The sequence below is a fragment of the Streptomyces sp. NPDC002130 genome, from assembly GCF_040296465.1.
Classification (GTDB): Bacteria; Actinomycetota; Actinomycetes; order Streptomycetales; family Streptomycetaceae; genus Streptomyces.
In genome coordinates, this window is sequence record NZ_JBEOXI010001291.1 from 1 (window position 1) to 1,022 (window position 1,022).

Here is a 1,022-nt window from a genome sequence, read left to right on the forward strand (position 1 = left end):
GGTTCTTCGGCTTCGGCAGTTTGTCCGCCATCGCGTCGAGTCGCTCGAGTTGGCGGATACCGCGTTCGGTGGTCGGCCAGAGGGTGAACATGGGCTTCACGAACGTCCTGGTCAGGCAGAAGATAACCCGTGCTCGCGGGCTCACGTTCCAATGCCATACCGTCGAATCTCGCGTCCGCATAGCGTCCTCCCAGGTCAAGCCGTTTTGTGCATGTGAGTTACACATACTTGTCGGCTGCTGATGTGAACGATAACTGACGCTGCGTCAAAATGACACGACGGGTATGGATCAATTGCTCGAGCGTGTGCAAGTTCTGGTCGCGATCACGGCCGGGAGAGATACGCGGACAGTCCGCGGTGCCCGCCACGCATCATCGCTTCATGATTCCACTCGAACACCGGCTTCGCGATCTTCGAGGCCAGACCGAGCGCTCCGGACACCGCCACTTGTTGCCGAAAGTCGGCTATGCAACCAGATCCAGCAGGTTGCACCGCCCAGCTACTCCACCCGGTCATTGCCCCGGAGAGACGCACTTTCAGATAGCGGGCAACTGAATCTTCGACCTCGCGCCGCCCGAAGACCAGCAGCGTCAGAGGGACAGCGCTGCGGATGGACATGGAGCCTGAATGCTCGTCGATCGTCCGGACTCGGCGTATCTGAGGCCACCACTGCGAATACCTCTCGGCGTTCGCGAGAACGTCGTAGACACGGTCGGCAGAGGCAGGGAGCGTCCAGACGCTGTGGAAGTCGAAGTCGGTCACGGTTCAGTCTGTCTGCGCAGCAGTCACCCTTGCACCGTAACCCGAACCGCGGGTGCCCACACACCTGGCTTGCTCAGTATTCGAACGTCTCCACCCGTCGCAGGATCTCCTCCGCGATCTTGGCGGGACTTCCACCCACGTCGACGACGATGGCCTGTTCGTCCGGGTCGACCGCCTCGAGCGTCGAGATCTGGGAGTCGAGAAGCGAGGCGGGCATGTAATGATCGAGGCGGGCGGTCAATCGCTGGCCGATCTGATCC

1 protein-coding gene and 1 pseudogene are annotated in these 1,022 nt (G+C 61.2%); both read right to left on the reverse strand.

What is annotated here, in order from left to right; translation table 11 throughout:
* Positions 1 to 324: 324 nt before the first annotated feature.
* A complete protein-coding gene (locus ABT116_RS50365; RefSeq protein ID WP_351648573.1) occupies positions 325 to 762 on the reverse strand; it encodes an SRPBCC family protein in 438 nt (145 codons plus the stop codon).
* A 73-nt stretch (positions 763 to 835) separates the two neighbouring features.
* Positions 836 to 1,022: pseudogene (locus ABT116_RS50370) on the reverse strand (gluconokinase); the annotation flags it as partial.